Origin of the sequence: Massilia sp. CT11-108 (assembly GCF_047302915.1) — a bacterium.
GTDB lineage: Bacteria > Pseudomonadota > Gammaproteobacteria > Burkholderiales > Burkholderiaceae_D > Telluria > Telluria orientalis.
The window spans coordinates 1-242 of sequence record NZ_JBKYMO010001711.1; the positions used below are offsets into that span (position 1 = coordinate 1).

Annotated in this window: 1 pseudogene; it reads left to right on the forward strand. The window is 72.3% G+C overall.

The features are described from left to right. A pseudogene (locus ACEN88_RS36120) lies at positions 1-242 on the forward strand (hypothetical protein); the annotation flags it as partial.

The following is a 242-nucleotide window of genomic DNA, read 5'->3' on the forward strand; positions in this document are numbered from 1 at the left end:
GCCGTCGGCTTCGTGTGGCTCCCGCGCGCCCACGCGCGCGACGCGATGGCGTCGATCTGGGAATCGATCTGCAGCGCGGCCGGCGCGCCGGCGCCCTACCGCAGTCCCGACCAGCCGGACGAGAAGGCCGTCTACCCGACGAGCGTGATCGTGAGCAGCGAATTCACGGGTCCGATCGACAACGTGGCCGTGCCGCGCGCGCCGTGGCACATGCTGCATTGCAGGGCCAGCGTGGCGCCGCA